The sequence below is a fragment of the Massilia sp. BHUDP2 genome, assembly GCF_046236355.1.
Taxonomy (GTDB): domain Bacteria; phylum Pseudomonadota; class Gammaproteobacteria; order Burkholderiales; family Burkholderiaceae_D; genus Telluria; species Telluria varians.
This window is the reverse complement of record NZ_JBJUVW010000001.1, coordinates 449,029-470,854: the sequence shown is the minus strand read 5'-3', so window position 1 is coordinate 470,854 and position 21,826 is coordinate 449,029. Positions and strand designations below refer to the sequence as shown.

Here is a 21,826-nt window from a genome sequence, read left to right as displayed (position 1 = left end):
CGGCGTGCGGCGCGTGGTGGCCGCTCTAGGTTCCAAACGTGTTCGTTTGGTATTGTTTTGATGCCCGAGGGCAATGGGATAAGGAGACTATACCTGTAAAAAAAACCGAGGTGTATACGGAGCGACGAAAAAAATAGCGATCGCAACGATAGTGAGTAAATAAATAATGAAATTCATTGGCAGATTATCAGCAAAAATTATCGAACTTTTAAATAAAAGCGATTTCTTTGCTAAAACGACATGCCATTCCGAGCATCCGCTTGCAATAATGTCAGGATGCCTGCGAGGCTAATCTGCGACAACAGGATTTCTTTGATTGATCGCAACATGCACTCATCTTTCATCAAACTGATGACTTCTTTGAGCAAACAGCAATTCAATTGAGCGCAGCAATTTGCCCGCTTTTGATATGCTGATTTCACCGGATTGCCGTGATGCGACCTGTCATATATGGGGCTGTCTCAGCCGGAAGCAAGTCGCCATGGGGGCAAGACCGGGCAAGAACATCAGTATCAGCAAGCGAGCAACATCAAGAGGAACGGCTATGAATAGATACGCATTGGCAGCAGCACTGGCGATCTGCCTCGGCAGTCCCGCGCAAGCTGCCCTGATCGACCTCTCCACCAGCAACCAGGCCATGGCGCGCGTACAGCAACCGGTACGCAACCTGGCGGTCACCCAGCGCCAGGACGTGGTGGCGCCGCCGGCGAACATGTCGGAGCTGCCCGAACCGGAAGTGTTCGCGATGATGTTGCTGGGGCTGATCCTGATCGGCTACAAGGCGGGGCGCGACAGCAGCGAGAAGTTCAAGTAGCCATTGGGGCCTGAACTAGCGCCCTGGTCCACATCGCTGGACCGGGCGCTCAGACGCCATCGCACAGCGCCTGCAATTTCAGCAGCGTGTTCCAGTTACGGGATGTGGTGCCATCCCCAAGAAGTTTCCCAAGAGACGTAGCCGCAGAGCTATCCAACATCCCTTCCGGACACCAGACATAGGCCGCGTGCTCACCCAGCGCGAGCCGCTCGCAGCCCCAGTCGCGGCTGTCGAGCGCAGCCAGCTTGTCGCGCTGCGCGGCCGCACCCAGCAGGAAGACGATCAGGCGCGCGTGGTCGGTCGCCACATCGAGCAGCGGGTTGCCGTCGATGATCGCGCCCAGTTCCTCGCGGCCGAGCACGAACACGCGCGCAGCCACGCCGAGCCTGAGCACCAGCGCTTCCTCGATCGCCCCGGCGGCTTCCTGCGCCGTGGCGCCTTCCGCCCGGAACACGAGGTTGCCGCTGTTGAGCAGGCTGCGCACGCCGGTATAGCCCAGGCCCTCGACCAGCATGCGCAGGTCGGCCATGGCAATGCGCTTGGCGCGTCCGACGTTAATTCCTCGCAAGAATGCGATGTAGCAGGAGCTGTTCATGGGCGCGATCCTACCCGAGGCGATCCCGGCGTGGCGCAGTGCTCGATCTTCGACGAACTCAGGCGAGGCCTTCTGCGCGCAGCGCTTCCTGCACGGCCGGGATGGCGCCGACTCTCGCCTGGTAGGCCTGCAGGGCCGGCCAGTCGTCCAGGCTGAACTTCGCAAACTGCGCCCAGTTCAGCACGGTGAACAGGTAGGCATCGGCGATGCTGAACCCGCTGCCCATCAGGAAATCGCGGCTTGCCAGCTTGCCGGCCAGGTAATCCAGCGGACGCGCCAGCGCCGCCCAGGCCGCGGCACGGCCCTCTTCGGTACAGCCCGGCGTAAACAGCGGCGTGAAGCGCTTGTGCACCTCGGTGGCGATATAGTTGAGCCATTCCATGACCTGGTAGCGCTCGAAGGTCCCGTAGGCCGGGGCCAGGTTCGCGCCAGGTGCCTGGTCGGCGACGTACTGCAGCAGGACTGCGGCTTCGGTCAGCACCCTGCCGTCGTCCAGCTGCAGGGCCGGCAGCGCGCCCTTGTCGTTGATCTCACGGTAGTCGCCGCCGCTGGCGATGGCCTTGGTCTTCATGTTCACGCGCTCGACCGAGAACGGCAGGCCGGCAGCAATCAGCGCGATGTGCGGCGCCAGCGAACACACGCCTGGACTGATATAGAGCTTCATCGTTTTCCTTTCATGATGGGAGCGACACGGTCGCGAATTGCAAGCGTACAACATTTCTCAATACCCGCTGCGGGAATGCCACAAAGCTGTGCCAGGCCGGGTGGCGCGCCCACCCCGGTGTTAAGATCGTCCAAGTTATTGAAAGCAGGAAAGAACAGGAGAAAGAATGAGCGATAGCTACGAACTGGTGCCGCTGGCGCACCTGTATCCGGGCATGGTGCTCGCCGATGCGCTGCTCGATGCGCATGGGAACGTGCTGCTGGCCGAAGGCGCGGTGCTGGGCGAGGCGACCATCCTGTCGCTGTCCCGGCATGGCGTCGGCGCGGCCCCGATCCGCCGCGCCATCCCCCTGGACCAGCCCGACCCGGGCGCGGTACAGGCGCGCCTGGACCATCTGTTCCGCCGCAACGAGCGCGACGACCATGCGGACTGGGCTACCGGCCTGCTGCGCCGCTACGTCGAGGATTACCGCCTGCGGAGCGAGGTGGCGCCATGAACGCCCATCTTGAACAGGGCAACGGGATCGACAGCGCGGACCTCCTGGGCGGCGTCGAGGACCTGCCCTCGCTGCCGGCCGTGGTCATGGAGCTGCTCGGCAGCCTCGACCAGGAAGACCTCGACATCGCCGTGCTGGCGAAAAAGGTATCGAACGACCCGGCACTGACGGCCAAAACCCTGCGCCTGGCCAACTCCTCGGCCTTCGGCCTGCAGGTGAAGGCGACCACGATCCAGCAGGCCATGACCTACCTCGGCTTCGAGGCCACGCGCAACCTGATCACGACGGCAGCCCTGACCGGCTGCTTCCCGGCCGGGCGCTGCCCGGGCTTCAACGACAAGGCCTTCTGGCGCCACTCGATCGCCACCGCCGCCTGTGCCCGTGCGCTGGCGCGCCGGGTTCGCTTCAATGCGGACTACGCCTTCACCGCCGGCCTGCTGCACGACATCGGGCGGCTGGTGCTGGTGTCGCGCTTCCCCGAGCGCTACCAGGCGGTGCTGTCGCTGCGCGACAAGCTTGACGGCGAACTGATCGATGCCGAACGCGCCCTGCTGGGCGTGGACCACGTCGACGCCGGCGTGGCGCTGGCGGCGCACTGGAATTTCTCGGACACCATGCGCCAGGCGATCGCCTACCACCACGCGCCGGAGGCGGCCGGCGCCGGCTTCCTGGCGACGATCGTGCACGTGGCAAGCGCGGTCGTGCATGCGCTGGACCTGGCCGGAAATCCGGACGAGCTGGTGCCGCGCGTGTCCTCGGTGGCCTGGACGGCGCTGGGCATGGCGGAAGAAGCGTGGCTGCAGGTCTTCCATGAAACCGAACTGCAGTACGAGGAGATGTCGGCCATCCTGATGGCCTGACGGAAACGGGAATAGCGCAGATGGGCTGCGCGAAAGCCGGCCGAACCGGCGCGGCACAACGCTCAGGGCGCGGTGCCGCAGCCCGCTAGCACCGAAGGCATGACAGGCGCGGCCGTCATGCCCACGGCATCAGTGAGCATAATTGCCGGTCGACGGATTTGCTTCGTTACCTTGCTGCTGTTGCTGAGGCTGTTGCTGCTGTTGCTGCTGGGCTGCCGCTGCGGCGGCTGCCTGGGCTGCCTTCTCCTCTGGCTTCGGGCGGCCTTGTGCGTCCGAGAGGCGATACTTGGTGCGGCGGTCGCCCATCAGGTCGCGCAGGTCACGGATGCTCATGCCAGTCACTTCGTGCATGCGGATCAGCAGCGAAGCGCCGACCGGCAGGCGGTGGTGACGGATTTTGCTGATGACTGGCGGCGCAACTTCGAGCATGCGCGACAGCGCGGCGTCGTTCTTCAGCTGCATTTTACCGAGCAGGATGTCCAGCAGATGGTTCGGGTTGTAGCTTTCCTGCGAAGACAGAGCATGATGCTGTTGTGCCATGATGTTTACCTCTTCAGTTTGGTTAAAATAGTTCCTTTACGAACTTTTGTTAAAGACTACTTCGTCAACATAAGTTCCCGGACTACCTTCAGGAAATTAAACAGGTCAAGCCTGAAGATCCCCTTAAAAGACATGGTCCGAATTGCATACTCCCGCGTACCCTCTCCGCATGCGCACTTGTCTTTCAAACAAATTATCAGGCTCATACGTCCACAGTACATCCGAGCGGCGCATGTGACTCATTGTCAGAAATCAAGCTATCGTGCGGAAAGCTTGTCACATAGGCATTTCAGCACATGGGGATTATTTGTGGCGCACGCAAGAGATTTCTGCAATAAATTTTCCTAGTTAGAAGTTGAGTCGAAGCTCTTGATTTACAAGAAGAAAGAATCGATTCCAACATGACCATTTTCAAGGGTCCGAGGGCTTTTTCTCATCATCTCACATTTAACAATCTGAGCAGCTTGGCAACGACTTTAGGTTAAGAAACCTATCATTCCCTGTGGCATTAAAAATGCAGACGCACATCGCCATTCAGGGGGCTTCAAACGATTTACGCTAAACTGAGCACCTGTTTTTGCCAACGCATTCGCTCCCTTTCAATACAGCATTCCATGCAGAAAAAAGTATTCATCAAAACCTTCGGCTGCCAGATGAACGAATACGATTCGGACAAGATGGCGGACGTCCTCGGCGCATCCGATGGACTGGTCCGTACCGACTCGCCCGAAGACGCCGACGTCATCCTGCTGAACACCTGCTCGGTGCGCGAAAAAGCGCAAGAGAAAGTGTTTTCCGACTTGGGCCGCTTCAAGGCGCTCAAGCGCGACAAGCCGGACCTGGTGATCGGCGTGGGCGGCTGCGTGGCGTCGCAGGAAGGGGAAGCCATCGTCAAGCGTGCGCCGCACGTGGACGTGGTATTCGGGCCGCAGACCCTGCACCGCCTGCCGCAACTGATCCGCGAGCGCCGCCATAGCGGCAGCGCCCAGGTCGACATCAGCTTCCCGGAAATCGAGAAATTCGATCACTTGCCGCCCGCCAAGGTGGAAGGTCCGGTCGCCTACGTTTCCATCATGGAAGGCTGCAGCAAGTACTGCAGCTACTGCGTGGTGCCCTACACCCGCGGCGAGGAAGTCTCGCGCCCCTTCGAGGACGTGCTGACCGAGTGCGCCGGCCTGGCCGCCCAGGGCGTGAAGGAAATCATGCTGCTGGGACAGAACGTGAACGCCTACCGCGGCGCCATGGAAGGCAGCGAAGTGGCGGACTTCGCGCTGCTGCTGGAATACATCGCCGACATCCCCGGCGTCGAGCGCCTGCGCTACGTCACCAGCCATCCGAAGGAATTCACCCAGCGCCTGATCGACGCCTACGCGAAGATCCCGCAGCTGGTGAACCACATCTACCTGCCGGTGCAGCACGGTTCCGACCGCGTGCTCGGCGCCATGAAGCGCGGCTATACCGCCCTCGAATACAAGTCGATCATCCGCCGCATCCGCGCGGTGCGTCCGCTGATGGCCTTCTCGTCCGACTTCATTGTCGGCTTCCCCGGCGAAAGCGATGCCGATTTCGAGGCCATGATGAAACTGGTCGAGGACGTCGGCTTCGACAACAGCTTCAGCTTCATCTTCAGCAAGCGCCCGGGCACCCCGGCCGCCAACCTCGAGGACGACACGCCGCACGAAGTCAAACTGGCGCGCCTGCAGCGTTTGCAGGCCTTGATTGACGCGAATACGCGCAAATATAGTGCAGCAATGGTCGGCAGCGTCCAGCGCGTGCTGGTCGAGGGCCCCTCCAAGAAACACCCGGAACAGCTGCAAGGCCGTACCGAAAACAACCGCGTGGTCAACTTCAGTGCAGACGATGGCGTCGGCCTGGTTGGACAACTGGTCGACGTGCGCATCGTGACCAGCCATGACTATTTCCTCAGCGGCGAACTCGTCGCCAACCTAGACACGATTGCCAAAGCCAGTTGAAAAACACACCTACCCAGCCTTCGTACTTCATCCCCGAGCCGCTCGACAACACGCGGCTTGCCCACCTGTGCGGCCCACTGGACGAGAACCTGCGCCAGATCTCGGCCGCGCTTGACGTCACCATCTTCCGGCGCGGCGAGAAATTCATCGTCAGCGGCAGCAATGCCGAGCGCGCGGTCGAACTGCTGGAGCGCTTCTACGCGGTCGCCAACAAGGTCGTGCCGATCGAGGAAGTGCAGCTGGCCCTGGTGGAACAGCGTTCCGGCCTGAAGCCGCGTGCACCGGGCGAAGCCGAAGCGCCGGAAGCTGCAAGCAAGCAAGACGAGGGCGACGGCGCGACCGCCGGCGCCGAAGAACTGTCCGAACTGGTCAGCCCGACCCTGAAAACCCGCCGCAGCGACCTGCGCGGCCGGACGCCGCACCAGATCCAGTACCTGCGCTCCGTGCTCGAGCACGACATCAGCTTCGGGGTCGGCCCGGCCGGCACCGGCAAGACCTATCTGGCGGTGGCCTGCGCGGTGGACGCGCTGGAACGCGACGCGGTCAAGCGCATCATCCTGACCCGCCCCGCGGTGGAAGCGGGCGAGCGCCTCGGCTTCCTGCCGGGCGACCTGAGCCAGAAAGTCGACCCCTACCTGCGCCCGCTGTACGACGCGCTGTACGACCTGCTCGGCTTCGACCGCACCCAGAAACTGTTCGAGAAGCAGGTGATCGAGATCGCCCCGCTGGCCTATATGCGCGGGCGCACGCTGAACCACGCCTTCGTGATCCTGGACGAAGCCCAGAACACGACGGTCGAGCAGATGAAGATGTTCCTGACCCGCATCGGCTTCGGCAGCAAGGCCGTGATCACCGGCGACGTCACCCAGGTCGACCTGCACAAGTCGCAGCGCTCCGGCCTGGTCGACGCTATCCACGTGCTGAAGAACGTGCGCGGCATTGCCTTCACCCATTTCGCCAGCGAAGACGTGGTGCGCCACCCGGTGGTGGCGCGCATCATCGACGCCTACGAGAAAAACTCCTCGATCGAGGAACTGGCCGCCCTCCCCAAACCGACCCCTGTGAAAAATGCAAGAAAAAAAACATAAGCTCGACCTCGAAGTCCAGTATCCCGACACCCGCCTGGAACAGGAAATAACGGAAACGATGCTGCAGCGCTGGGTGGAAGCCGCCCTGCTCGGCCCGGCCGAGCTGTCGATCCGCTTCGTCGATGCCGAGGAAGGCCTGGCCCTGAACCGCCAGTACCGCGGCAAGGACTACGCGACCAATGTGCTGACCTTCGCCTACAACGAAGGCGAGGAACTGGGCGAGGACGACCCGACCCAGGCCGACATCATCCTGTGCACCGACGTGCTGCTGCGCGAGGCCGAGGAGCAGAAGAAGACGGTCGAGGAACACGCGGCCCACCTGGTGGTGCACGGCGTGCTGCACGCCCAGGGCTACGACCACGAGCACGACGAGGAAGCCGACGAGATGGAGCAGTTCGAGCGCGACATCATGGAAGTGCTCGGCTATCCGGATCCGTACGCGGACTGAGACATGGGCGGGAGCGATCCCGCCCTTTCCCTACGTCAACATGCCGTCATCGGCGCGCATGATGGGCCTTTCGCCCTTTTGGTGTATCCTATACCCATCGTAACAACGGCTTCACGCCAAACTATGCCCGAGTATCCCAGTGACGTCCGATCGGACGTCAAACCCCACCGGTCGCTGTTCGAACGGCTGACCGCACTCATCTCCCCCGAGCCTGAAAACCGCGCAGAACTGCTCGAAGTCCTGCACGAAGCCCACGAACGCAAGCTGATCGACGCCGACGCACTCTCGATGATCGAGGGCGTGTTCCAGGTCTCCGACCTGTCCGTGCGCGACATCATGGTGCCGCGTTCGCAAATGGACGTGATCGACATTACCGATCCGATCGAGCAGTGGCTGCCGATCGTGCTCGAGACCCAGCACTCGCGCTTCCCCGCCATCGAGGGCGAGCGCGACAAGGTGGTCGGCATCCTGCTAGCCAAGGACCTGCTGCGCTACTACGCCGAGGAATCCTTCGACGTGCGCAAGATGCTGCGCCCGGCGATCTTCATCCCGGAATCGAAGCGCCTCAACGTGCTGCTGCGCGACTTCCGCGCCAACCACAACCACATGGCCATCGTCGTCGACGAGTACAGCGGCGTGGCCGGCCTGATCACCATCGAGGACGTGCTCGAGCAGATCGTCGGCGACATCGAGGACGAGTACGACTTCGACGAGGACGAAGACAACATCCTGTCGATCAAGGAAGGCCAGCTCGGCCCGCGCTGGCGCGTCAAGGCCCTGACCGAGATCGAGCAGTTCAACGAAGAAGTCGGCGCCGACCTGCCCGAGATCGATGCCGACACCATCGGCGGCCTGGTCGCCAGCCACCTCGGGCGCATGCCGCACAAGGGTGAAGTGTTCGACCTCCAGAACCTGCGCTTCGAAGTGCTGCGCGCCGACGCGCGCCAGATCCACGTGCTGCTGGTCGAGAAGCTGCCTTACGCCGAAGACGACCGCGACTGATGCTGCGCCGCCGTACCCAGCCCACAACCGCTCCCGACCCTGCTCTGCGTGGCACCAGGCCTTCCCCGAAGGCCCTGGTGCTGATGGCGATTGCCGGGGCCACGTCCCTGCTGTCCTTCCAGCCCTTCGGCTGGTGGCCAGTACAATTCCTCGCCCTCGCCTACTTCTTCTACCAGGTCGGCATGGGCACGTCGCCGCGGCGCGGCGTGTGGCTGGGCTGGGCCTTCGGCTTCGGCTGGTCGGTGGCCGGCATGCACTGGCTGTACATCGCCGTCACCCGCTTCGGCGGCCTGCCCGCCATCCTGGGGGCGATCGCGATCGCCCTGCTCGGCCTGTACATGGGCCTGTTCGGCGCCTTCGCCGGCGGCGCCGCCAGCTGGCTGCGCCGCAAGTGGTCGCTGCCGGTGAGCGCCTTCGTGCTGCTGGTGCTGCCCGCCGTGTGGGGCGTATCGGAATGGATGCGCGGCTGGATCTTCACCGGCTTCCCGTGGGCGGCCTCGGGCTATGCCCACAACGTCTCGCCGCTCGCCGGCTACGCGCCGATCGTCGGCGTCTACGGCCTCGGCGTGCTGGCTGCCCTGTGCGCCGGCTGCCTGGTGATGCTGACCCAGCGCGCGCGCTGGCCGGCCGTCGGCCTGCTAGCGGCCGTGATGGCGGCCGGCTTCGGCCTCAAGCACGTCGCCTGGACCCAGGAGGTCGGACAGCCGGTGACGGTGCGCCTGCTGCAGGGCGACGTGCGGCAGGACCAGAAATTCGACGCGGCCTACCTGTTCGAGATCATCGAGCGCTACCAGGCGATGATCACGGCGGCCCCGGCGGACCTGATCGCCACCCCGGAGACCGCGATCCCCGTCACGCCGCAGCAGCTGCCCGCGGGTTACCTGGATGCGTTGCAGGGCTTTGCCCAGCAGACCCGCAGCCACCTGATGATCGGCATTCCGACCCTGAGCCGCGAGGGACGCTATGCCAACAGCGTGATCGCGCTCGACCCGCGCGGCGCCCAGGGCACGCAGGGCTACCTCTACAACAAGTTCCACCTGGTGCCCTTCGGCGAATTCATCCCGCCGGGCTTCCGCTGGTTCACCGACCTGATGAGCATCCCGCTGGGCGACCAGACCCGCGGCGAGCCGCTGCAGGCGCCCTTCCCGGTCAAGGACCAGCTGGTGCTGCCCAACATCTGCTATGAGGACGCCTTCGGCGAAGAGATCGCGGCCCAGCTGCGCAATGCCGCCAGGCCGGCGACGCTGCTGCTGAACGTGTCGAACCTGGCCTGGTACGGCGAATCGGTGGCGATCCCGCAGCACCTGCAGATCTCGCAGATGCGCGCCATCGAGACCGGCCGCCCGATGCTGCGCTCGACCAACAACGGCGCCACCGCCGTCATCGACGGCCGCGGCAATGTCGTGCAGCGCCTGCCCTTCTACGAGCGCGGCGTGCTGGCGGCCACGGTGCGCGGCACCGAAGGCCTGACCCCGTACGTCCGCGCCGGCAACCTGGCTTTCCTGGCGCTCGGCGGGCTGATGCTCTTCGGCGCATGGATCGCCGGCCGCTACCGCAATCGGGATTCGTAGGGTGGACGGCTCCGCCGTCCGCGCGTCCAACTCACCGACGCTCTGTGGCAAGGCATCCGATAGTTGAACGCGCGGACGGGAGACCCGTCCACCCTACAAAAACCCCACCAATTCGTACTGCTGAGTTGAATCGCTCCCCAGCCTACCGGTAAAACTTAGTAGAATTGGTCATTTGGCAAATTTACCGTGACCGCGGCAGGCAATGCCGCAGCGCCCCACATATTGCTCACATCCGATGCTCACATTCCAACAAATCATCCTCACCCTGCAGACCTACTGGGACAAGCAGGGTTGCGCACTGCTGCAGCCCTATGACATGGAAGTCGGCGCAGGCACCTTCCACACCGGCACCTTCCTGCGCGCGATCGGCCCGGAGCCGTGGCGCGCCGCCTACGTGCAGCCGTCGCGCCGCCCGAAGGACGGCCGCTACGGCGAGAATCCGAACCGCCTGCAGCACTATTACCAGTACCAGGTGGTGCTCAAGCCCGCGCCGGAAAACATCCTCGACCTCTACCTCGGCTCGCTCGAGGCCCTGGGTCTGGACCTGAAGAAGAACGACGTGCGCTTCGTGGAAGACGACTGGGAAAGCCCGACCCTGGGCGCCTGGGGCCTGGGCTGGGAAGTCTGGCTGAACGGCATGGAAGTCACCCAGTTCACCTATTTCCAGCAGGTCGGCGGCCTCGATTGCAAGCCGGTGCTGGGCGAAATCACCTACGGCATCGAGCGCCTGGCGATGTACCTGCAGGGCGTCGAGAACGTGTACGATCTGGTGTGGACCGAGTGGGAAGAAAACGGGGTCAAGAAGACCCTGTCCTACGGCGACGTCTTCCACCAGAACGAAGTCGAGCAGTCGACCTACAACTTCGAGCATGCGAACACCGAGCTGCTGTTCCAGGCCTTCAGCAACCACGAAGCCGAAGCCAAGCGCCTGGTCGAGCTGCAGCTGACCCTGCCGGCCTACGAGCAGATCATGAAGGCCTCGCACAGCTTCAACATGCTGGACGCGCGCGGCGCCATCTCCGTGACCGAACGCGCCGCCTACATCGGCCGCGTGCGCACCCTGTCGCGCCTGGTGGCCCAGGCCTATTACGACTCGCGCGAGAAGCTGGGCTTCCCGATGCTTCCAGGTGCCGACAAGGCTGCTGCTTAAAGAAGAACAGAACAAACCATGAACCAGACTCTCCTCGTCGAAATCCAGACCGAAGAACTGCCGCCGAAAGCGCTCGTCAAGCTGGGCGCCGCCTTTGCGAACGGCATCGCCAATGGCCTGAAGGCGCGCGACTTTTTGGAAAGCGACAGCGTCGTCACGTCGCACGCCACCCCGCGCCGCCTGGCGGTCACGATCACCAATGTGCGCGGCACCTCGCCCGACAAATCGATCCGCGAAAAGGTGCTGCCGGTCTCGGTCGCCCTGGACAAGGACGGCAACCCGAGCGCGCCCCTTGGCAAGAAGCTGGCCGCGCTGGGCTTCCCGGACCTGAAGATCAGCGACCTCGAACGCGCCCAGGACGGCAAGGCCGAATCCTTCTTCTACACCTACACCGCCAACGGCAGCCAGCTCGCCGGGGCCCTGCAGGACGTGCTGCAGGAGACCGTCGCCAAGCTGCCGATCCCGAAGGTCATGAGCTACCAGCGCCCGAGCGGCGACACGGTGCACTTCGTGCGCCCGGTGCACCTGCTGCTCGCCCTGCATGGCGAACAGGTGCTGCCGCTGACGCTGCTGGGCTTGGAAGCCGGCCGCCACACCATGGGCCACCGCTTCCTGTCGCACGGCGGTCAAATCGCCATCCCGCACGCCGACCAGTACGCGCACGTGCTGGAAAGCGAAGGCAAGGTGCTGTCGAGCGCCGAAGCGCGCAAGGAAAGCATCCGCAAGCAGCTGCTCGACAAGGCTGGCGCCGACCAGGTCCTGATGCCGGAATCGCTGCTCGACGAAGTGGCCGCGCTGGTCGAATGGCCGGTGGTCTACGAATGCCGCTTCGAGGAGGAGTTCCTGGCGGTGCCGCAGGAATGCCTGATCCTGACGATGCAGACCAATCAGAAGTATTTCGCCTTGACCGATGCCTCGGGCAAGCTGCGCTCGCGCTTCCTGATCGTCTCGAACCTGGCAACCGATGACCCCTCTGCCATCATCGGCGGCAACGAGCGCGTGGTGCGCCCGCGCCTGTCGGACGCCAAGTTCTTCTTCGAGCAGGACAAGAAGAAGACCCTGGAATCGCGCCTGCCGCTGCTGGAAAACGTGGTCTATCACAACAAGCTCGGCACCCAACTCGAGCGCAGCGAACGCGTCACCATCCTGGCAAGCAGCATCGCGCGCCGCCTGGGTTACGACGTGCCGCTGGCCGAACGCGGCGCACGCCTGGCCAAGGCCGACCTGCTGACCGACATGGTGGGCGAGTTCCCGGAACTGCAGGGCATCATGGGTACTTATTACGCGCGCCACGACGGCGAGCACGAGGAAGTCGCCCTGGCCGCCTCCGAGCACTACCAGCCGCGCTTCGCCGGCGATGCGCTCCCTTCGACCAATACCGGCCTGGTGGCGGCGCTGGCCGACAAGCTGGAAACCCTGGTCGGCATCTGGGCCATCGGCCTGCAGCCGACCGGCGAGAAGGATCCGTTCGCGCTGCGCCGCCACGCCCTGGGCGTGATGCGCATGCTGGTCGAGAAGCGCCTGCCGCTGTCGATCTCCGAGCTGCTGGCTGCAGCGGCCGGCGTGTTCGAAGGCCAGGCCGCGTTCAAGGATCCGCGTGCCGAGGTCACCGTGTTCATGCTGGACCGCCTGCGCGGCATGCTGCGCGAGCGCGGCTTCTCGCCGAACGAGGTCGAGGCCGTGCTGGCCCAGAACCCGGACCGCGTCGACGACGTGGTCCAGCGCCTGGAAGCGGTACAGGCCTTCGCCGCCCTGCCGGAATCGAGCTCGCTGGCCGCCGCCAACAAGCGCATCACCAACATCCTGAAGAAGAACGAGGACGCCCTGCCGCAGGACGCTTCGGTGGCGCAGGAGCTGCTGGTCGAACCGGCGGAAAGCGCGCTGGCCGCCAAGATGACCGCGCTCGAGGGCGAAGTCAGCAGCGCGTTCGAGAAGAGCGACTTCACCGGCGCCCTCAAGACGCTGGCGCTGATGAAGGATGAAGTCGACGCCTTCTTCAACGACGTCATGGTGATGGCGGAAGACGTCAAGCTGCGCAACAACCGCCTGGCGCTGCTGTCGCAGCTGCACGGCATGATGAACCGCGTCGCGGATATTTCGAAGCTCGCGGCATAAGGCCTTATCATGAAACTCATCATCCTCGACCGGGATGGGGTCATCAACCACGACTCGCCGGACTTCATCAAGTCGCCGGCGGAGTGGATCCCCATTCCCGGCTCGCTGGAAGCGATCGCCCGCCTGAACCAGGCGGGTTACCGGGTCGTGATCGCCTCGAACCAGTCGGGCATCGCGCGCGAACTGTTCGACATCACGACCCTGAACGCGATCCACCAGAAACTGCACGCCAGCGCCCAGCTGGTCGGCGCCGACATCGACGCCATCTTCTTCTGCCCGCATGCGGCGGCCGACAACTGCGACTGCCGCAAGCCCAAGGCCGGCATGTTCGAGGAGATCAGCAAGCGCTACAAGCTGAGCCTGAAGGGCGTGCCCACCGTGGGCGACTCGCTGCGCGACCTGCAGGCCGGCTTCATCATGGGCTGCGTGCCCTACCTGGTCCTGACCGGCAAGGGCGAGAAGACCCAACAGACCGGCGGCCTGCCGCCCGGCACCCAGGTATTCCCCGACCTCGCGTCGATGGTGAACGCCTTCCTCAAGACCGCGGCACAGCGGCCCGAGTAAATAAGTAAGCTATCACGTCCAGAACCAGTCCATTGTCCGGAGCCCCTTTGCATACCCTCAGTCTGTTCCTGCGTTCCCTGCTCTTCAAGATCGTCATGATCGTGGCCACCGTGGTGTGGGCCTGTGTATGCTTCCTGGCGGCGCCGCTGCCCTACAACAAGCGCTTCTGGGTGACCTCGCGCTGGAACGTCTTCATCATCTGGTGCGCGAAGCTCATCTGCGGCATCCGCTACGAGTTCAAGGGCTACGAGAACCTGCCGGACGGCCCGGCCATCATCCTGTCCAAGCACCAGTCGGCGTGGGAGACCATCTTCCTGCTGCCGAACCTCACCCGGCCGCTGGTCTACGTCTTCAAGAAGGAGATCCTCTACATCCCCTTCTTCGGCTGGGGCATGGCGCTGCTGCGCATGATCCCGATCGACCGCTCGCAGGGCAAGAACGCGTTTGCCCAGGTGGTCAAGCATGGCCGCCGCCGGCTCGCGGACGGCCAGTGGATCATCATGTTCCCGGAAGGGACGCGCATCCCGGTGGGCCAGAAAGGCAAGTACAAGAGCGGCGGTACGCGCCTGGCTGTCGAAACCCAAACGGTGGTCGTCCCGATCGCGCATAATTCAGGTGAGTGCTGGCCGAAGAATTCCTTCCTCAAGCGCCCCGGCCTGATCACGGTCTCGATCGGCAAGCCGATTTCGCCGGAAAACCACACCCCCGACAGCATGATGCAAGAGGTCGAAAATTGGATAGAATCCGAAATGCGCGTTATCTCGCCCCACGTCTACAAAGGTGGCTGAGCGACGTCAGCGCCCAGATCAGGAATTCGAAACCGCAGCAACTTATGACCTCTTCCAGGATCGACGGGCACCAGCTGGAACTGTTTGCACAGGAATTCTTCGCGGCGCTCAAGCCTTCGGATAAACCGGCCCCGCCCTCGCAGCCTCTCTTCAAGGCGCCGCCCCCGGCGCCGCGCCACCTCATCCCGAGTCCGCCCGTCGCCGAGGGCGAGCCGCCGCTCAAGCGCATCGTCCTCGGGTCCCATACGGTCGATTACGCCCTGCGCCGCTCGACGCGCCGCTCGATCGGCTTCATGATCGACGACGACGGCCTGCGCGTGACCGCCCCGCGCCGCTGCACGCAAATCGACATCGACAACGCGATCCGCGCCAAGCAGCGCTGGATCCTCACCAAGCTGCTGGAACGCGGCGAGCGCCGTGCACTCCGCCAGGAACGGGCACCGGTCGAATGGAAGGACGGCGCCCGCCTGCCCTACCTGGGCGGCGAGATCACGCTGCGCCTGGAAGAAGCGGCGCGCAGCCACTGCCAGTACGACGCGGCCAAGCGCGAGCTGTGGATCGGCGTGGTGCCGGGCCTGTCGGAATGGCAGTTGAAGGAACGCGTCAAGCTGTGGTTCCAGGCCGAGGCGAAACGGCTGTTCAAGGAGCGCCTGGACTTCTTCGCGCCGCAGCTGAACGTGGCCTACAAGGCCTTCGCGCTGTCCTCGGCGGGCACGCGCTGGGGTTCGTGCACGATCGAGGGGAATATCCGCCTGAACTGGCGGCTGGTCCACTACCCCGCGTCGCTGGTGGACTACGTGGTGGTGCACGAACTGGCGCACCTGCGCGAGATGAACCACAGCCCGCGTTTCTGGGCGACGGTGGGCGAGGTGTATCCGGATTACGACGGGGCGCGACTGGCGCTCAAGAAGCGGTCGCTCGAGATGCCCTTATTATTTGCAGATTGATTTTCGTAGGGTGGGCGGGTCTCCCGCCCACGCGGTGATCGCCATCGGCTCCGTTATCGCGCCGGATGATCTCGCTTCAAACTATCACCGCGTGGGCGGCAAAGCCGCCCACCCTACAGAAGCGCATCTCGGCGGGCGGCGGCCAACTCCTTCATCGCCCCCATCTGCGCCTCCGACAGCGCCCGATACGGAATCGGCAGCGTCCCGCGCTTCAGCACCATCATGAACCCGCGCGAATAGGTGCGCACGCCGATCACGTCTTCCCACCCGATCAGGGTCACGCCGCCGCTGGTGCGCACGATGCCGTGCTGGTCGATGGTGAATTCATAGGTGCGCCGGCCGCGGCCGAGCATGACGAAATGGAGGGCGGCGCCGAAGGTGCTTTTCAGGCGAAGGTAGAGGCTGGCTGGCCAGCGGATGCGCCGGCGGCGGATCAGGAAACCGCCGTGCTGCCACATGAAGCTGATGTATTCACCCAGCGTGTAGCGCACGAAGAAATGCAGTTCGGATAAGGGAACGGGAGGCGCAGCGGATGGCGCCGGGATATCCACCGGGCCGTCACTCACGGGCATGTGCAACAGCTTGTCGTCGGCCTGCTGTTGTACCGGCATGGCGACAGGTTGATTGCTGCCCATTGGGTCACTAAGCGGCCTCGGGTGATTAAACGACAACATAGCGCATCCCCTGGTTATTATCCGAGCTCGAACCGGAATGGTAGCAAAACCTACCGGATAAGTCGTCGCAGGAGTTCAACAGTGCGCAGGGTGGCGCCGCGGTGGCGGCCCGCGAACGCGAGCGCATGCGCGCCCATGCCAAGCCGGGCGGCCTCGTCTTCCAGCAGGCGCAGCGCGGCTGCGATCAAGGCGTCGGCATCGAGCACGCGCAGGGCGGCGCCGTCCGCTACCGCTTCCTCGGTCGCCTGTGCAAAGTTGAAGGTGTGCTCGCCCACCAGCACCGGCTTGCCCAGGGCGCAGGCTTCGATCAGGTTCTGACCGCCCAGCGGCATCAGGCTGCCGCCGATGAAGGCGCAATCGCAGGCGGTGTAGTAGGCGAACATCTCGCCCATCGAGTCGCCCAGCAGGACGTCGGCGTTGCCGATACCCGCTTCCAGGCGCGAGCGCCGCTGTACCGTCAAGCCGCGCGCCGCGGCCAGTTTCTCGACTTCGTCGAAGCGCTGCGGATGGCGCGGCACGATCGCCAGCAGCGCATTCGCCGGCTTGTCCGCCGCACGCTGCCAGGCGTCCAGGATCAGGGCTTCCTCGCCCTCGCGCGTGCTGGCGCACAGGAACACGGGACGCGCGCCGAACTGCGCGCGCAGCCAGGCGCCCTTTTCCAGCGCGGCCTGGGGCGGCACCACGTCGAACTTGATGCTGCCGGTCACCGCCACCTGCGGCGCGCCGAGCGAGCGAATGCGCCCGGCGTCAGCCTCGGTCTGCGCCGCCACCAGCGTGATGGCCTGCGCCGCATCCCTCATCAGGGCGCCCATCTTCTGCCCGCGCCCCAGCGAACGTTCCGACAGGCGCGCATTGACCAGCGCCACCGGCACCCCGGCCGAGGCGCAGCTGTCGACCAGGTTCGGCCACACCTCAGTCTCCATCAGGATGCACACGCGCGGCTGGAAGCGGCGCAGGAAGCGTCCGACCATGAAGCCGGTGTCGTAAGGCAGGTAGGACTGCACCAGGCGCTCGCCGTGGTGGCCGAACAGGGACTTGCCGGTGGCGCGGCCGGTCGGCGTCATGTGGGTCAGCAGGATGCGGGAATCGGGATACGCGGCGAGCAGCGCCTCGACCAGCGGTTCGCTGGCGCGGGTTTCGCCGACCGAGACGGCGTGCACCCACAAGGTCGTGCGCGTCGATGGGGGTGCATCGGGAAAGCCCAGGCGCTCGGCCCAGTGGGCGCGGTAGCCGGGCTCCTTGCGCCCGCGCCACCACAGGCGCCCGAACACGAGCGGCAGCGCCAGCCACCAGGCCAGCGAATACAGCCACCGCTTCACACGGCCTCCAGCAGGCGGCGCGCGGCGGCGATGACTTCGGGCGCGGACGGCGGCGCGCCTTGGTCGCCGAGGTTGACGATCCTGTCCGACCAGTTGCCCTCGGTCTTCCACTTCGGCGAATCGCAGTAGATCTCGACCGTCGGGCGGACAAAGGCGGCGGCGATATGGGTCAGGCCGGTGTCCACGCCCACCGCGAGGCGCGCATGCTGGGCCAGGGCCACCGCGTCCATCATCGACAGCTTCGGCAGCACGCGCGCGTTTGGCAGGCCGGCGGCCATGGCCTCGGCCTCCTGCCGTTCCTGGGGCGAGCCCCAGGGCAGCAGCACCGGCATCGGCGCCAGGGCGCGGCCGAGTTCGATCCAGTTCTCGCGCGACCAGCGCTTGGCGTCGCGCGCGGTGCCGTGGAAGAACACCGCGTAGTCTTCAGGCGGCAGGAAGCCGGGACGCGACGCTGCCTGCGGCGCAGGCAGGCCGAAATCCGGTGCATGGTCGACCGTATAGCCGAGCGCGGCGCCGGCGACCATGCGTCCGCGCGCCACCGCGTGGGTACGTGGATTCAGCGGGATGCTGTCGGTGTGGAAGATGCGCGAGATGCCCTCGTAGCCGGAGCCTTCGCTGCCGTTGGCCAGGCCGACCTTCCTGCCGCCCTTGCGCACGCGCGCCGCGCCCATGATGACGCCGGTCTTGAGCAGGCCCTGGGTATCGAACACATAGTCGTACTCCTCCTCGCGCAAGGTAGAGAAGAAGGCCTTGATCTCGGCCCGGGTTTCCGCCTTGCCGAGGCCCTTGCGCCAGCGGCGCAGCGCCCAGGGGATGATGTTGCGGACGTGCGGATTCAGGCGCACCAGGCTGGTATAGCCCTCTTCCACCACCCAGTCGATGGTGGCGCCCGGATGGTGGCGCAGGATGTCGGCCACCATCGGCAGGTTATGCAGCACGTCGCCCAGCGACGACACGCGCACCAGCAGGATCTTCAAGCGCAGGTCCTTAGAACGGCAGTTCGGCGTCCGGCTTGGCCGCCAGGATCACGGACTTGAACTCGGCCTGGATGCGCGCCAGGGCTTCCGGGTTCTCGCCTTCGAAGCGCAGGACCACCACCGGGGTGGTGTTCGAGGAACGCGCCAGGCCGAAGCCGTCCGGGTATTCCACGCGCAGGCCGTCGATGCCGTTGATCTTTTCCGAGCTCGGGAACGTCGCGTTGGCGCGCAGGCTGTCGATCAGGGCGAAGTTCTCGCCTTCCTTCAGATGCAGGTGCAGTTCCGGGGTGCTGCTGGCGATCGGCAGGCTGTTGAGCAGCTTCGACGGATCGGCTTCCTTGGTCAGGATCTCGAGCATGCGCGCGCCGGCGTACAGGCCGTCGTCGAAGCCGTACCAGCGGTCCTTGAAGAAGATGTGGCCGCTCATCTCGCCGCCCAGCGGCGCACCGGTTTCCTTCAGCTTGGCCTTGACCAGCGAGTGGCCGGTCTTCCACATCAAGGGGCGGCCGCCGGCTTTCTCGATCCAGGGAGCGAGGTGGCGGGTGCACTTGACGTCGTACAGGATCTCGGCGCCCGGATTGCGCGACAGGACGTCGCTGGCGAACAGCATCATCTGGCGGTCCGGGAAGATGATCTGGCCATCCTTGGTGACGATGCCGAGGCGATCGCCGTCGCCATCGAAGGCCAGGCCGATTTCGGCGTCGGTGTCCTGCAGCGCCTTGATGAGGTCCTGCAGGTTTTCCGGGTGCGCCGGGTCCGGGTGGTGGTTCGGGAAGTGGCCATCCACTTCGCAGAACAGTTCGACCACCTCGCAGCCCATGCCGCGATACAGGTCGCCGGCAAAGGCGCCGGCCACGCCGTTGCCGCAGTCGACCGCGATCTTGATCGGGCGCGCGACCTTGACGTCGCCAATGATGCGCTCGAGGTAGGCGGCGCGGATGTCGTGGGTGCCGTAGGCGCCGCGCTGTTCGGCGACCTTGCCGTCGTAGGCGGCGATACTGTCGTGCAGGGCCAGAATGGCGTCGCCGTAGATCGCCTCGCCCGCCATGACCATCTTGAAGCCGTTGTAGTCCGGCGGGTTGTGGCTGCCGGTGACCATGATGCCCGAACGGGTGTCGAGCACGTTGGTGGCAAAGTAGACCATCGGGGTGGCGACCATGCCGAGGTCGATCACGTCCACGCCGGCGTCGCGCAGGCCTTCGCCCAGGGCGGCGGCCAGGCCGGGACCCGACAGGCGGCCGTCGCGGCCGATCACGACCTTGCGCTCTCCCTTCGCCAGGGCGGCGGCGCCGAATGCGCGGCCGATGTGGCGTGCAATGCCTTCATCCAGCGTCTTGTCGATGACGCCGCGAATGTCATAGGCCTTGAAGATCGTTTTCGAGAGAGCAACCATGATGTCCTTGAAAAGCTGGGGCGCGGGCATACGAAAGCAGCCGGAGGACGCGGCAGGCGTCGGCGCCTAATTATTGGATAGTCATCGAGGGAGCACTGACGCGCTTCCTTGAAGGAATGACAAATACAGCTATTGTAGCGGCAAGCGGCGTCCGGTGGGAAACGGACGGACCGCTCGCGCTGGTCCTGCCAGGGCCGGGAAGTCCGGCCGGAATAAGCTTAGACGCGCAGCTTGTCGAGCGACTTGCCGCCTTCGACCCATTCCTTGACCCATTTCGGCTGGCGGCCGCGGCCGGTCCACTGCTGCGATGCATTGTCCGGATGACGATAACGCACGGCCACCGAATTGCCCTTGGTCGCGTTGCCGCGGCCGCCGGTCGCCAGCAGGTCCTTGAGGGGCACGCCAACACTCTGCGCGATCGCCAGAATCTGTTCGCGCGCCTTTTGCACTTCCTGGACTTCGCGCTTCTTCATCTCCTGCTTGATTTGTTCCTGCAGGTTGCGCAAATCGCCTACGGACATATTGGACAGATCCATCGTCGTTCCCTCTTGAATGAAAGGTTGAAATTAAAGCTTGTACGGCATGGCGAGATACTCACCAATTGTCGCAATATACTAGCATTAATAAGTTAATTGCGCTTTTTCTTTTGTAAGAAAAGCCAGCGTGGCGACTTAAATCGAACAATACGCACATATAACCAGAGGTAACTGATTATAAACAACAAACTGAAGAAGATGAGCACACTGGTGTTTTTCCAGAACACGGTTGCCGGAATGACGGCCATCAGGGAAAACAGCCATAAATAAGGCGAGGTGCGCGCGTTCCGTTTCATCAGTGCGCGCGCCTCGCGCGGCCCTACCGTCCATTGCACGATACGCCGGAATATCAAACTATGCAGATGAATTCCGTCCGGCAGTGCCGGTGATTTACCGCGCACGAACATGCGGCGGTAAGCGGAGAATATCGTTTCGAATGCGGGATAAATCAGCAGCAGCGCGGCGTACCAGGTGGACACGCCGGGATTGCGCATCACCAGCAGCAGCGCGAGCTCGCCGAGCATGAAACCGATGAAGTAGGCGCCGCCGTCGCCGAGGAAAATCAGGCCCACCGGATAATTCCAGATCAGGAAGCCCGCAGTGGCGCCGGCCACGATCAGCGCGGTCACCAGCACCACCATGTCCCCCACCTGCAGCGCCACATAGGCCAGCGACAGCAGCATGCAAATGCTGACCATGCTGGCCAGGCCATTGAAGCCGTCGATGATATTCACTGCATTCGCAATGCCCGCCACCGCGAGCACCGTGAGCGGCAGCACCACCAGATCCCATTGCAGCGGCAGCGCGCCCCAGGGCAGGTCGAGGCGCACCAGTTTTGCATCGAGCAGGTAATAGGCGAACAGCGCGGCAAGCATCGTGAGCAGCAGCCGGCGCGCCGGTGAAACGCGGCCCGTATAGTCTTCGACGATACCGCCGGCCATGGCAATGAAGGCGCATCCGAGCAGCGGCGCGATCCATGCGCCGAGCGCCGGTTCGCGCATCGTCGACATCGCGGCGGTGAATAAGACGGCGAGAAAGATCGGCACTCCGCCGATGCGCGCAACCACATGCGCGTGGAACTTCTGCACGCCGCCATAATCGGTATCGAGCGCAAAGCCATTGCGCTTCGCATACTTAATCACCAGCAGGGTGAGCAGTGCACAGGATACGAAACCGACGAAAAAGGAGAACATTTTATTATTCTTTCGGTGCACACTGTAAGTCGTTTCCGCGTCGATCCTGCGGAAAAAAACACCGCACTCTTATCGTGGGAATGGTGGCCCATTGTACCGGAATAGATGAGGCACTCCGG

At 64.1% G+C, this 21,826-nt stretch carries 22 protein-coding genes; 13 read left to right on the top strand and 9 right to left on the bottom strand.

Features of this window, described 5'->3' with window-relative positions; genetic code table 11:
* The first annotated feature begins 544 nt into the window (after positions 1-544).
* On the top strand, positions 545-814 hold the full coding sequence (locus tag ACK6C6_RS02070) for a hypothetical protein (RefSeq protein ID WP_027866679.1): 270 nt from the start codon (positions 545-547) through the stop codon (positions 812-814).
* A 49-nt stretch (positions 815-863) separates the two neighbouring features.
* Here the strand turns inward: ACK6C6_RS02070 and ACK6C6_RS02065 are convergent, their stop codons facing one another.
* Together ACK6C6_RS02065 and gstA are read right to left on the bottom strand one after the other, a co-directional pair.
* A complete protein-coding gene (locus ACK6C6_RS02065) occupies positions 864-1,409 on the bottom strand; it encodes a DUF1697 domain-containing protein (protein WP_409265629.1) in 546 nt (181 codons plus the stop codon).
* A 58-nt stretch (positions 1,410-1,467) separates the two neighbouring features.
* On the bottom strand, positions 1,468-2,073 hold the full coding sequence (gene gstA / locus ACK6C6_RS02060) for a glutathione transferase GstA (RefSeq protein WP_209587460.1): 606 nt from the start codon (positions 2,071-2,073) through the stop codon (positions 1,468-1,470).
* A gap of 166 nt (positions 2,074-2,239) precedes the next feature.
* On the opposite strand from gstA, the gene ACK6C6_RS02055 reads away from it, so the two are divergent.
* Together ACK6C6_RS02055 and ACK6C6_RS02050 are read left to right on the top strand one after the other, a co-directional pair.
* Complete coding sequence (locus ACK6C6_RS02055; protein WP_409265628.1) at positions 2,240-2,569, top strand: hypothetical protein; 330 nt, start codon at positions 2,240-2,242, stop codon at positions 2,567-2,569.
* Positions 2,566-3,429 (top strand): HDOD domain-containing protein, encoded by an 864-nt coding sequence (locus ACK6C6_RS02050; protein WP_209587458.1) that lies wholly within the window; start codon positions 2,566-2,568, stop codon positions 3,427-3,429. The genes ACK6C6_RS02055 and ACK6C6_RS02050 overlap by 4 nt, the downstream gene beginning before the upstream one ends.
* A gap of 129 nt (positions 3,430-3,558) precedes the next feature.
* Here ACK6C6_RS02050 and ACK6C6_RS02045 read toward each other — a convergent pair whose 3' ends face one another.
* Positions 3,559-3,969, bottom strand: a complete 411-nt coding sequence (locus tag ACK6C6_RS02045; RefSeq protein WP_027866675.1) for a hypothetical protein — start codon at positions 3,967-3,969, stop codon at positions 3,559-3,561.
* A 614-nt stretch (positions 3,970-4,583) separates the two neighbouring features.
* Here ACK6C6_RS02045 and miaB point away from each other — a divergent pair.
* From miaB to ACK6C6_RS01995, 10 genes are all read left to right on the top strand, one after another.
* Positions 4,584-5,942 (top strand): tRNA (N6-isopentenyl adenosine(37)-C2)-methylthiotransferase MiaB, encoded by a 1,359-nt coding sequence (gene miaB / locus ACK6C6_RS02040; protein WP_409265626.1) that lies wholly within the window; start codon positions 4,584-4,586, stop codon positions 5,940-5,942.
* Entirely contained in the window at positions 5,939-7,030 is a 1,092-nt protein-coding gene (locus tag ACK6C6_RS02035; protein WP_409265625.1) for a PhoH family protein, read from the top strand. The genes miaB and ACK6C6_RS02035 overlap by 4 nt, the downstream gene beginning before the upstream one ends.
* On the top strand, positions 7,011-7,478 hold the full coding sequence (gene ybeY, locus ACK6C6_RS02030; protein ID WP_409265624.1) for an rRNA maturation RNase YbeY: 468 nt from the start codon (positions 7,011-7,013) through the stop codon (positions 7,476-7,478). Before ACK6C6_RS02035 ends, ybeY begins: the two co-directional genes overlap by 20 nt.
* A 123-nt stretch (positions 7,479-7,601) precedes the next feature.
* Positions 7,602-8,480, top strand: coding sequence for an HlyC/CorC family transporter (locus tag ACK6C6_RS02025; protein ID WP_036215251.1), 879 nt, complete (start codon positions 7,602-7,604; stop codon positions 8,478-8,480).
* Positions 8,480-10,051 carry an apolipoprotein N-acyltransferase gene (gene lnt / locus ACK6C6_RS02020; protein ID WP_409265622.1) on the top strand — a complete coding sequence of 524 codons (1,572 nt, stop codon included), beginning with the start codon at positions 8,480-8,482 and terminating at the stop codon, positions 10,049-10,051. Before ACK6C6_RS02025 ends, lnt begins: the two co-directional genes overlap by 1 nt.
* Positions 10,052-10,286: 235 nt before the next feature.
* Positions 10,287-11,201: a glycine--tRNA ligase subunit alpha gene (gene glyQ / locus ACK6C6_RS02015; protein WP_027866669.1), complete on the top strand. Its 915-nt coding sequence runs from the start codon at positions 10,287-10,289 to the stop codon at positions 11,199-11,201.
* 18 nt (positions 11,202-11,219) lie between these two features.
* A complete protein-coding gene (gene glyS, locus ACK6C6_RS02010; RefSeq protein ID WP_409265621.1) occupies positions 11,220-13,316 on the top strand; it encodes a glycine--tRNA ligase subunit beta in 2,097 nt (698 codons plus the stop codon).
* 9 nt (positions 13,317-13,325) lie between these two features.
* Complete coding sequence (gmhB, locus tag ACK6C6_RS02005) at positions 13,326-13,880, top strand: D-glycero-beta-D-manno-heptose 1,7-bisphosphate 7-phosphatase (RefSeq protein ID WP_036215260.1); 555 nt, start codon at positions 13,326-13,328, stop codon at positions 13,878-13,880.
* Between the two features lie 47 nt (positions 13,881-13,927).
* Positions 13,928-14,668 carry a lysophospholipid acyltransferase family protein gene (locus ACK6C6_RS02000; RefSeq protein ID WP_209587451.1) on the top strand — a complete coding sequence of 247 codons (741 nt, stop codon included), beginning with the start codon at positions 13,928-13,930 and terminating at the stop codon, positions 14,666-14,668.
* A gap of 44 nt (positions 14,669-14,712) precedes the next feature.
* The gene (locus ACK6C6_RS01995) at positions 14,713-15,615 is read left to right on the top strand and encodes a M48 family metallopeptidase (RefSeq protein WP_409265619.1); all 903 of its coding nucleotides are present in this window, start codon (positions 14,713-14,715) and stop codon (positions 15,613-15,615) included.
* A 113-nt stretch (positions 15,616-15,728) separates the two neighbouring features.
* On the opposite strand, the gene ACK6C6_RS01990 is transcribed toward ACK6C6_RS01995, so the two are convergent.
* The 6 genes from ACK6C6_RS01990 to ACK6C6_RS01965 form a co-directional block, all read right to left on the bottom strand.
* Positions 15,729-16,250, bottom strand: a complete 522-nt coding sequence (locus tag ACK6C6_RS01990) for a YcxB family protein (protein ID WP_409265618.1) — start codon at positions 16,248-16,250, stop codon at positions 15,729-15,731.
* Positions 16,251-16,339: 89 nt separating this feature from the next.
* Positions 16,340-17,608 carry a lipid IV(A) 3-deoxy-D-manno-octulosonic acid transferase gene (waaA, locus tag ACK6C6_RS01985; RefSeq protein ID WP_409265617.1) on the bottom strand — a complete coding sequence of 423 codons (1,269 nt, stop codon included), beginning with the start codon at positions 17,606-17,608 and terminating at the stop codon, positions 16,340-16,342.
* Complete coding sequence (waaC, locus tag ACK6C6_RS01980; RefSeq protein WP_409265616.1) at positions 17,605-18,585, bottom strand: lipopolysaccharide heptosyltransferase I; 981 nt, start codon at positions 18,583-18,585, stop codon at positions 17,605-17,607. The genes waaA and waaC overlap by 4 nt, the downstream gene beginning before the upstream one ends.
* Before the next feature lie 10 nt (positions 18,586-18,595).
* Positions 18,596-19,978 (bottom strand): phosphomannomutase/phosphoglucomutase, encoded by a 1,383-nt coding sequence (locus ACK6C6_RS01975; protein WP_409265614.1) that lies wholly within the window; start codon positions 19,976-19,978, stop codon positions 18,596-18,598.
* Between the two features lie 218 nt (positions 19,979-20,196).
* On the bottom strand, positions 20,197-20,514 hold the full coding sequence (locus ACK6C6_RS01970; protein WP_027866660.1) for an H-NS family nucleoid-associated regulatory protein: 318 nt from the start codon (positions 20,512-20,514) through the stop codon (positions 20,197-20,199).
* A 92-nt stretch (positions 20,515-20,606) separates the two neighbouring features.
* On the bottom strand, positions 20,607-21,707 hold the full coding sequence (locus ACK6C6_RS01965) for a glycosyltransferase family 4 protein (protein ID WP_409265613.1): 1,101 nt from the start codon (positions 21,705-21,707) through the stop codon (positions 20,607-20,609).
* Positions 21,708-21,826: the final 119 nt, after the last annotated feature.

Excerpts from the sequence above, each read along its gene's own strand:
- ACK6C6_RS02055 (WP_409265628.1), top strand. The coding sequence starts at position 2,240 with ATGAGCGATAGCTACGAACTGGTGCCGCTGGCGCACCTGTATCCGGGC.
- ACK6C6_RS02070 (WP_027866679.1), top strand. The coding sequence starts at position 545 with ATGAATAGATACGCATTGGCAGCAGCACTGGCGATCTGCCTCGGCAGT.
- ACK6C6_RS02025 (WP_036215251.1), top strand. The coding sequence starts at position 7,602 with ATGCCCGAGTATCCCAGTGACGTCCGATCGGACGTCAAACCCCACCGG.
- glyQ (WP_027866669.1), top strand. The coding sequence starts at position 10,287 with ATGCTCACATTCCAACAAATCATCCTCACCCTGCAGACCTACTGGGAC.
- ACK6C6_RS02050 (WP_209587458.1), top strand. The coding sequence starts at position 2,566 with ATGAACGCCCATCTTGAACAGGGCAACGGGATCGACAGCGCGGACCTC.
- ACK6C6_RS02065 (WP_409265629.1), bottom strand. The coding sequence starts at position 1,409 with ATGAACAGCTCCTGCTACATCGCATTCTTGCGAGGAATTAACGTCGGA.
- ybeY (WP_409265624.1), top strand. The coding sequence starts at position 7,011 with ATGCAAGAAAAAAAACATAAGCTCGACCTCGAAGTCCAGTATCCCGAC.
- ACK6C6_RS01995 (WP_409265619.1), top strand. The coding sequence starts at position 14,713 with ATGACCTCTTCCAGGATCGACGGGCACCAGCTGGAACTGTTTGCACAG.
- miaB (WP_409265626.1), top strand. The coding sequence starts at position 4,584 with ATGCAGAAAAAAGTATTCATCAAAACCTTCGGCTGCCAGATGAACGAA.
- glyS (WP_409265621.1), top strand. The coding sequence starts at position 11,220 with ATGAACCAGACTCTCCTCGTCGAAATCCAGACCGAAGAACTGCCGCCG.
- lnt (WP_409265622.1), top strand. The coding sequence starts at position 8,480 with ATGCTGCGCCGCCGTACCCAGCCCACAACCGCTCCCGACCCTGCTCTG.
- gstA (WP_209587460.1), bottom strand. The coding sequence starts at position 2,073 with ATGAAGCTCTATATCAGTCCAGGCGTGTGTTCGCTGGCGCCGCACATC.
- ACK6C6_RS01975 (WP_409265614.1), bottom strand. The coding sequence starts at position 19,978 with ATGGTTGCTCTCTCGAAAACGATCTTCAAGGCCTATGACATTCGCGGC.
- ACK6C6_RS01970 (WP_027866660.1), bottom strand. The coding sequence starts at position 20,514 with ATGGATCTGTCCAATATGTCCGTAGGCGATTTGCGCAACCTGCAGGAA.
- gmhB (WP_036215260.1), top strand. The coding sequence starts at position 13,326 with ATGAAACTCATCATCCTCGACCGGGATGGGGTCATCAACCACGACTCG.
- ACK6C6_RS02045 (WP_027866675.1), bottom strand. The coding sequence starts at position 3,969 with ATGGCACAACAGCATCATGCTCTGTCTTCGCAGGAAAGCTACAACCCG.
- ACK6C6_RS01965 (WP_409265613.1), bottom strand. The coding sequence starts at position 21,707 with ATGTTCTCCTTTTTCGTCGGTTTCGTATCCTGTGCACTGCTCACCCTG.
- ACK6C6_RS01990 (WP_409265618.1), bottom strand. The coding sequence starts at position 16,250 with ATGGGCAGCAATCAACCTGTCGCCATGCCGGTACAACAGCAGGCCGAC.